This is a genomic window from Streptomyces sp. NPDC096136 (assembly GCF_044763325.1).
In the GTDB taxonomy this organism is placed as follows: domain Bacteria; phylum Actinomycetota; class Actinomycetes; order Streptomycetales; family Streptomycetaceae; genus Streptomyces.
Window position 1 is genome coordinate 1 of the sequence record NZ_JBIWFZ010000048.1, and the last position, 9,371, is coordinate 9,371.

Below are 9,371 nucleotides of genomic sequence, written 5' to 3' on the forward strand. Positions count from 1 at the left end.
TTCGAGGACACCGTCGGGCTGCTGCTCGGCGAGGGCTTCGCCACGTTCGTGGAGTCCAGCGCCCACCCGGTCCTCACCATCGGCATCCAGGAGACCGCCGAAGCCGCCGGGGCGGCCGTGCACGCCGTCGGCTCCCTGCGCCGCGAGGAGGGCGGGCTCCAGCGGTTCCTGACCTCCGCAGCCGAGCTGTTCGTCCGGGGCGCGGACATCGACTGGGCCTCCCTCTTCGAGGGGACCGGTGCCCGCCGCGTCCCGCTGCCGACGTACGCCTTCCAGCGGACCCACTACTGGGCGCCCACCTCCCCCGCCGGTGTGGGCGACGCCGCGGCCGCCCGGTTCGGGATGGCCTGGCAGACCCACCCGCTGCTGGGCGGTGCGCTGCCGCTGGCCGACACCGGCGAGACGGTGTTCGCCGGGCGGGTCTCCCTCGCCGACCACCCGTGGATCGCCGACCACGCCGTCTCCGGCCGCACCCTGCTGCCCGGCACCGCCTTCGTCGAGCTCGCCCTGCACGCCGCCGCCGCGACCGGCAGCGGCGGCCTGGAGGAACTCGGCCTGGAGGCCCCGCTCGTGCTGCCCCGGCACGGGGCCGTCCAGCTCCAGGTGCGGGTCCGGCCGGCCGACGCGAGCGGCCGCCGGGCACTGACCCTGCACTCCCGCGCCGAGGACGCGGACACCCCCTGGACCCGGCACGGCACCGCGACCCTCACCCCCGCCGCCGGCCGGCCCGGGCCCGCCCCGGCCGCCTGGGCGGACGGGGCCGCCTGGCCGCCGGCCGGCGCCGAACGCGTCGAAGCCGAGGACGTGTACGCCCGCTTCTCCGACCTCGGCTACGAGTACGGAGAGGCGTTCGCCGGCATCGGATCCGTGTGGCGCCGTCACGGCGAGGTCTTCGCCGAGGTCCGCCTGCCCGCCCGGGTCCGGGCCGACGCGGCGGACTACGGGGTGCACCCCGCGCTCCTCGACGCCGCGCTCCAGCCCTGGCTGGCGGGTGGACTCCTCGACGTACCCGATGGATCCGTCCTGCTGCCGTTCGCCTGGCAGGGGGCCACCCTGTACGCGACGGGCGCTGACGCCCTGCGCGTCCGCATCGCCCGCACCGGCGAGGGCGCGGTCTCCCTGGAGGCCGTCGACCCCGCCGGGGCGCCCGTACTGACCCTCGACGCCCTCGTGATGCGGCCCGTCGCCCGCGAGCGCCTCGACGCGCTGCTCGGCGCGGCCGGCACCGGACTCCCGCTCTACCGGATCGACTGGCGGGACACCACCGCCCCCGCCCCCGGTGAGGGCCGCGGAACGGTACGGATCGCGGTGGCCGGGGCCGACCCGCTCGGGGTGGCCCGGGGCGCCGGGGCCGCGGTCCACCCGGACCTGGGGGCGTGGGACGCTTCCCCGGAGGCGGACGGCCCCGTCCCGGACGCCGTCGTCGTGGAGTTCCCGGCCGACGCCGTCGGCGACGACGCCGCCGGAACCGGTGGTTCGCCCGCGTCCGCGCCCTCGCCCGGGGCGGTGCGGGAGACCCTCGCCCGGGGGCTGGACCTGCTCCGCGCCTGGCTCGCGCAGGACGCACGGTACGACGGGACCCGCCTGGTCGTGCTCACGCAGGGCGCCGTGGCCACCCGGCCCGGGGAAGCGCTGCCCGGGCTGGCGGCCGCCGGACTGTGGGGGCTCGTGCGCTCCGCGCAGAACGAGCACCCCGGCCGGTTCGTCCTCGTCGACACCGACGGCACAGAGGCCTCGGCGGCCGCACTGGCCGGGGCCCTCGCCGACGGCGCCCCGCAGCTCGCGCTCCGCGACGGCGAGGTCCGCATCCCCGTCCTGGCCCGCCCGGACACCGCCGCGCAGCCCGCGTCGGCCGCCGCCTTCGACCCCGAGGGGACCGTCCTGGTCACCGGGGCCACCGGCACCCTCGGCCGGCTCTTCGCCCGTCACCTCGTTACCGCGTACGGCGTGCGGCGGCTGCTGCTCGTCAGCCGCAGCGGGCCCGCCGCCGCCGGGGCGGCCGAGCTCGAACGGGAACTGACCGCGCTGGGCGCCCACGTCGAGATCACCGCTTGCGACACGGGTCACCGCTCCGCACTGGAAGCACTGCTCTCGGGGATCCCGGCCGCGCACCCGCTGACCGCCGTCGTCCACGCGGCGGGCGTCCTCGACGACGGCGCCCTCACCGCCCTCGACGCCGGCCGGCTGGACACCGTCCTGCGGCCCAAGGCGGACGCGGCCCTGCACCTGCACGAACTGACCGCCCACCTGCCCCTGTCCGCCTTCGTCCTGTTCTCCGGCGCCGCCGGCCTCCTCGGCCGCCCCGGCCAGGCCAACTACGCCGCCGCGAACACCTTCGTCGACGCCCTCGCCCAGCACCGCCGGGCCGCCGGACTGCCCGCCGTCTCCCTGGCCTGGGGCCTGTGGGGCGAGGCCACCGGAATGACCGGGCACCTCTCCGGGACCGACCTGCGCCGCATGCGGCGCTCCGGCCTCGCCCCGATGGACGGCGAGCAGGGCCTCGCCCTCTTCGACCGGGCCCTCGCCGCCCCCGCCGGCCGCGCCGACGAGGCCCTGTTCGTCCCGCTCCGCCTCGACGTCCCCGCCCTGCGCCGGGAGCAGGCCGCGCACGGCCGCGAGGCCGTACCCGTCCTGCTGCGCGCCCTGGTCCCGGACACCGGGGCCGCGCCGCGCACCGCCCGTCCCGGCGGCGCCCCCGCCGCCCCGGCGGGCGCCGCGGCCCCCGCAGGGGACGCGGCAGGGGCCCTGGCGGACCGGCTGGCCGGCCTCGACGGGGCCGCCCGGAGCCGGGAACTGCTCGCGCTGGTGCGGACCGAGGTCGCCGGGGTCCTCGGCTCCACCGGCCCCGAGGCCGTCGACCCCGCACGGCCGTTCCGCGAGGCCGGCTTCGACTCCCTGACCGCCGTCGAGCTGCGCAACCGGCTGGCCGCCGCCACCGGACTGCGGTTCGCCGCCACCGTCGTCTTCGACCACCCCACCGCGCAGGCCCTCGCCGAGCACATCGGCGCGGAACTGCACACCGCCGCGTCCGGCGGCCGGGAGGCCGGCGAGGCCGCCCTCGCCGGGCTCGCCGCCCTGGAGACGGCCCTCGCGGTCCTCGCAGCCGACGACATCCGCCGCGAGACCGTGCACCGCCGGCTCACCGGCCTCGTCGCCGCCCTGGCCGCCGGGCCCGCCGCCGACGGCCGCCCGGACGGCCGCCCCGACGGCCCGCCCGCGGACCCGGCCGGCGCGGCGGCCGGCCTCCCGGCGCCGGACCCGGCCGCGGCCACCGACGCGCTGCTGGCGTCGGCCGACGACGACGAACTTTTCGCCTTCATCGAGGAGCAGTTGTGACGGACACCGCCCCCGCCCCCACCGCCGGCGCCTCCGACAACTCGGCGAAGATCCGCGACTACCTCAAGCGGGTCACCGCCGAACTCGTCAGCACCCGCGAACGGCTGCGCACCGTGGAGGAGAGCGCCCGCGAGCCCCTCGCGATCGTCTCCATGAGCTGCCGCCTCCCCGGCGGGGCCGACACCCCCGAGGCCCTCTGGCGGCTCCTCGACTCCGGCACCGACGCGATCGGCGGCCTGCCCGAGGACCGGGGCTGGGACCTCGAAGCCCTCTACGACCCGGACCCCGGCGCCCCCGGAACCAGCTACGCCCGCGAAGGCGGCTTCCTCCACGACTGCGCCGGCTTCGACCCCGAGTTCTTCGGGATCTCCCCGCGCGAGGCCCTCGCCATGGACCCCCAGCAGCGCCTCCTCCTGGAGACCGCCTGGGAGGCCTTCGAACGGGCCGGCCTCAGCCGTGACGCGGTGCGCGACAGCCGCACGGGCGTCTACGCCGGGGTCATGTACGACGACTACGGCGCGCGCGTCCCCCACACCCCCGGCGAGGCCCTCCCCAAGGGACTGGAGGGCTACCTCGTCAACGGCAGCGCGGGCAGCGTCGCCTCCGGCCGGATCTCCTACACCTTCGGGCTGCGCGGCCCGGCCGTCACCGTGGACACCGCCTGCTCGTCCTCACTGGTGGCCGTCCACCTCGCCGCGCAGGCCCTGCGGGCCGGCGAATGCGACCTGGCGCTCGCGGGCGGGGCGACCGTGCTCTCCACGCCGACCATGCTGATCGACTTCGCGCGGCAGCGCGGGCTCGCCGCCGACGGCCGCTGCAAGGCCTTCTCCGACGCGGCCGACGGAACCGGCTTCGGCGAGGGCGCGGGCATGCTGCTGCTCCAGCGGCTGTCCGACGCGCGCCGGGAGGGACGTACGGTACTGGCCGTGCTGCGCGGCTCCGCCGTCAACCAGGACGGCGGCGGCGCCGGGCTGACCGCCCCCAACGGCCCCGCCCAGCAACGGGTCATCCGCGCCGCCCTGAAGAACGCCGGCCTCACCGCCGACCAGGTCGACGCCGTCGAGGCCCACGGCACCGGAACCGGCCTCGGCGACCCCATCGAGGCGGGCGCCCTCCTCGCCACCTACGGTCGCGCCCGGCCCGCGGACGCCCCGCTGCTGCTGGGATCGCTCAAGTCCAACATCGGCCACGCGCAAGCCGCCGCCGGGGTGGCGGGCGTCATCAAGACGGTGCTGGCCCTGCGGCACGGGATCCTGCCGAAGACCCTGCACGCCGACACCCGGTCCACCCGCATCGACTGGACCGACGGCGCGGTGGCCCTCCTCACGGACCGCACCCCCTGGCCCGACCGCCCCGAGACCCCCCGCCGCGCGGCCGTCTCCGCCTTCGGCGCCAGCGGCACGAACGCCCACGTCATCCTGGAAGCCGACCTCCCGCCGGAAGCCGCACGCGAAACCCCGGCCGACCCGGCCCCGACCCGGACGCAGGGCCCCGCCGGAGCGGCGGCCGGCACACCCCGGGACGCGGCCCCGGGCGGCCCCGGCACGGTCGGAGCTCCGCCGGCCGCCCCGCCCGTCCCAGCCCCGGCCGCCGCCATCCCCACCGCCTGGCCGCTCTCCGCGCGGAGCGCGCCCGCGCTGCGGGAGCAGGCCCGCCGGCTCGCCGCACACCTGCGGGCCGCGCCCGCCGCGCCCGGCGCCGTGGCCTCCGTACTCGCCCACGGCCGGACCGCCTTCACCGAACGGGCCGTCGTCCTCGGCGCCGACCCCGACGCCCTGCTGCGCGGGCTCGACTCCCTCGCGCGCGACGAGCGCCCCGACGCCCGGTCCGTCGTCACCGGACGGGCCGCCGACGGACGCCGCACCGCCTTCCTCTTCACCGGGCAGGGCAGCCAGCGCCCCGGCGCCGGCCGGGAGCTGTACGCCGCCGAACCGGCGTTCGCCGCCGCCTTCGACGAGGTCTGCGCCGCCTTCGACCCCCACCTCCCCCGCCCCCTGCGCAGCATCGTGTTCGCCGACCCCGGCACCCCGGACGCCGCGCTGCTCGACCGCACGCAGTACACCCAGCCCGCCCTGTTCGCCCTCGGAACCGCCCTGTTCGCGCTCGTCACGGACCGCGGCGTACGGCCCGACGCGGTGGCCGGGCACTCCGTCGGCGAGCTCACCGCCGCCCACGCCGCCGGGGTGCTGACCCTGCCCGACGCAGCCCGGCTCGTCGCCGCGCGCGGCCGCCTGATGGGCGAGCTGCCCGAGGGCGGGGCGATGGCCGCGCTCCAGGCCTCCGAGGAGGAGGTGCTGCCCCTGCTCGCCGGCCGGGAGGCCCGCACCGGCCTCGCCGCCGTCAACGGACCGCAGGCCGTCGTGGTCGCCGGGGACGCCTCCGACGTGGACGAACTGGTCGAGTACTGGAAGAGCCGCGGTCGCGCCGCGAAGCGCCTGACCGTCAGTCACGCCTTCCACTCGCCGCACATGGACGGCATGTTGACACAGTTCGAGGAGATCGCTCGCAGCGTCGAATACCAGCCGCCCAGGATTCCTGTCATGTCGAACCTGACCGGACGGCTCGCCGACGGCGACGCCCTGCGCACCGCGGACCACTGGGTCCGCCATGCGCGCCGGCCCGTACGGTTCCTCGACGGCGTGCGCGCCCTGCGCGCCGACGGCATCGACACCTTCCTCGAACTCGGCCCCGACGCCGTCCTCACCGCCATGACCCGCACCGTCCTGGAAGCGGAGGAGGAGCCCGCCGACGGCGTGCTCACCGCCGCCGTGATGCGGCGCGGCAAGCCCGAGACGGAGACCTTCACCCGGGCCGCGGCCGCCGCCCACGTCCACGGCGTCCCCGTCTCCCTCGCCCCGCACGCCGCCCCGTCCGGCCTCGCCGCCGCCCTGCCCACGTACGCCTTCCAGCGCACCCGGTACTGGCTCGACGCCCCCGCCCGGAAAGCCGCGCCCCTGGCCTCCGCCGGCGTGGACACCGCCGGACACCCGCTGCTCGCGGCCCGCGTCGAACTCCCCGACGGACAGGGCGCGGTGTGGACCGCCACCCTGTCCACCGCCACCCACCCCTGGCTCGCCGCGCACACCCTCGCCGGGCGCCCCGTCGTCCCCGGCACCGCCCTGCTCGAACTGGCCCTCACCGCCGCCGGTGCCGACGGCATCGCGGAGCTGACCTTCGAGAACCCCCTCGTCCTGCCCGACACGGCACCCGTCCGGCTGCGCGTCCACCTCGGCGCCGCCGACGCCGACGGCACCCGCCCCGTGCGCGTCGACTCCGCCCCGGCCGCCGGCGGCCCCGCCGACTGGACCCCGCACGCCACCGGCCGCACCGCCGCCCCCGCCGACGCGGACTTCGACGCCCTCACCGCGGCCGTCTGGCCGCCCGAGGGTGCGGAACCCGTCGCCGTCGACGACGCCTACGAGCGCTTCGCCGCCGCCGGCATCGGCTACGGCCCCGCGTTCCAGGGGCTGCGGGCCGCCTGGCGGCGCGGCGACGAGGTCTTCGCCTCCGTCGCCCTGCACCCCGAAGAGGCCGCCGAAGCCGCCGCCTACGGCCTCCACCCGGCCCTCCTGGACGCCGCCCTGCACGCCGTCACCGCCGCCCGGCCCGACGCCCACGGGCTCGTCCCGTTCTCCTGGACCGGCGCCGCCCTGCACGCCCGCGGCGCCGACGCCCTGCGCGTCCGGATCTCCCCGGCCGGCCCCGACGCCTACGCCGTCACCGCCGCCGACCCCCAGGGCCGCCCCGTGTTCGCCGCCGGCTCCCTGGCCCTGCGCCGCGTCGCCGCCGACCGGATCGCCGCCGCGGCCACCGGCCGCACCCCGCTGCTCCGGCCCTCCTGGGCCCCGCTCCCCGCCGACCCCGGCGCCCCCGCCACAGCCGTCTGGCACCTCCTCGGCACGCCCGCCCCGGCCCTCGCCGAAGCCCTCGCCGCCGCCGGCGCGACCGTACGCCCGCACCCCGGCGACCCGGCCGCGGCCCTGGACGGCGTCCCCGCCGAAGCCCTGCACGCCGTCGCCGACCTGCGCGGCGAGGACGACCCGCAGGTCGTCGGCCGCCGCACGCTCGCCCTCGCCCAGGCCTGGCTCGCCTCCGACCGGCCCGACGGGGCCCGCCTCACCGTCCTCACCCACGGCGCCGTCGACACCGGAACCGGGGCACCCGTCACCGACCCCGCCGCCGCCGTCGCCTGGGGGCTGCTGCGCTCCGGCCGGACCGAACACCCCGGCCGCTTCGCCCTCGTCGACACCGACGAGGACCCCGCCTCGTACGCCGCCCTGCCCGCGGCCCTCACCCGCGCCGACGGCGCCGCCGAACTCGCCGTCCGCACCGGCACCGTCCACGCCCCCGGCGTCGTACGGGTCCGCGACGAGGCCGCCGCCCCGGTGGCCTGGAACCCCGACGGCACCGTCCTGGTCACCGGTGGTACCGGCGGCCTCGGCTCGGCCGTCGCCCGCCACCTCGTCACCGCACACGGCGTACGCCACCTGCTGCTCGCCGGCCGCCGCGGCGCGGACGCCCCCGGAGCCGGGGAACTGGCCGCCGAACTGCGTGCCCTGGGCGCCGAGGTCACCGTCGCCGCCTGCGACGCCGCCGACCGGACCGCCCTCGCCGCGCTCCTCGACCGGATCCCGGCCGGGCACCCCCTCAGCGCGGTCGTGCACACCGCCGGCGTCCTGGACGACGGCCTCCTCACCGCCCAGGACCCGGCCCGCCTCGAAGCCGTGCTCCGGCCCAAGACGGACGCCGTCCGCGTGCTCCACGAACTCACCGCCGCCCTGCCGCTCGACGCGTTCGTGCTCTTCTCCTCAGCCGCCGGACTGCTCGGCAGCGCCGGACAGTCCGCCTACGCCGCAGCCAACGCCCACCTCGACGCCTTCGCCGCCCGGCGCCGCGCCCAGGGACTGCCCGCCGTCTCCCTCGCCTGGGGACCCTGGGCCGGCGACGGCATGGCCGGCACCCTGGACGGCGCCGACGCCGCCCGGCTGCGCCGCACCGGGCTCGTCCCGCTCGCGCAGGACGAGGCCCTCGGCCTCCTCGACGCCGCCCTCGGCAGCGGCCTGCCCGCCGTCCTGCCCCTGCGCCTGGACCCCGCCGCGCCCGGGCTGCCGCCCGTCCTGCGGACGCTCAGGGCCGGGACCGTCCCCGTGGCCGGCCGCACGGCCGCACCGGCGACCGGACCGGCCGAGCCGGCCCGGCGGGCGACCGCCGCCGAGCGGATCACGGGCCTGTCCCGCGCCGACCGTGCGGCGCTGCTGCTGGACCTCGTCCGCACCGAGGTCGCGGCCGTCCTCGGCTTCGGCGGCCCGGCCGACGTCGGCGTGGACCGCAGCTTCCGCGAGGCCGGCTTCGACTCGCTCACCGCCGTGGAACTGCGCAACCGGCTCACCGCCGAGACCGGCCTGCGCCTGACGCCCACCCTCGTCTTCGACCACCCCACCCCCCAGGCCCTCGCCGAACACCTCGACGGCGAACTCCCGGGCGCGGAGGCCGCCGTACTCGCCCTGATCGGGCAGCTCGGCGCGGCGACCGCACGGGCGGCCCTCGACCAGGACGCCCGCCGTGCGGTGGCCGGCCGCCTCTCCGCCCTCCTGGCGGACCTCGGCACCGGGGCCGCCCCGGCCGCCGTCCCGCCCGCCGGGAACCCGGCGGGCGGGACGGGCGGCGAAGGCCCGGCCCGGCCCGCCGAGGACCGGGGCAAGGTCACCGAACTGCTCAACTCCGCCTCCGACGACGAACTGTTCCAGCTGCTCGACAGCGGCTTCCGCTCCGTCTGAAGACCCGCACCGACACCTCCAGGGGAGAGCCGTGTCCGCTCACGACACCAACCAGGACGCCACGGGCAACGAAACCAGGCTCCGCGAGTACCTCCGCCGCGCCATGACCGAGCTCCACGAGACCCAGGCGCGCCTGCGCGAGGTCGAGGAGCGGGGCAGCGAGCCGATCGCGATCGTGGGGATGGCGTGCCGTTTTCCGGGTGGGGTGGTGTCTCCGGAGGGGTTGTGGGACCTGGTGTCCTCGGGGGTGGACGCGGT

The 9,371-nt window shown here is 78.5% G+C and carries 2 protein-coding genes and 1 pseudogene; all 3 read left to right on the forward strand.

Annotated elements, in window-relative coordinates; genetic code table 11:
* Window positions 1-3,336, forward strand: a 3,336-nt coding sequence (locus ACIRBY_RS38575) for a type I polyketide synthase (protein ID WP_403910114.1), incomplete at its 5' end; no start/stop codon positions are given.
* Between the two features lie 35 nt (window positions 3,337-3,371).
* Window positions 3,372-9,113 (forward strand): annotated as a pseudogene (locus ACIRBY_RS38580) (SDR family NAD(P)-dependent oxidoreductase); the annotation flags it as partial.
* Window positions 9,114-9,216: 103 nt separating this feature from the next.
* Window positions 9,217-9,371: beta-ketoacyl synthase N-terminal-like domain-containing protein (locus tag ACIRBY_RS38585; RefSeq protein WP_403910117.1), on the forward strand; the 155-nt coding region annotated here is incomplete at its 3' end.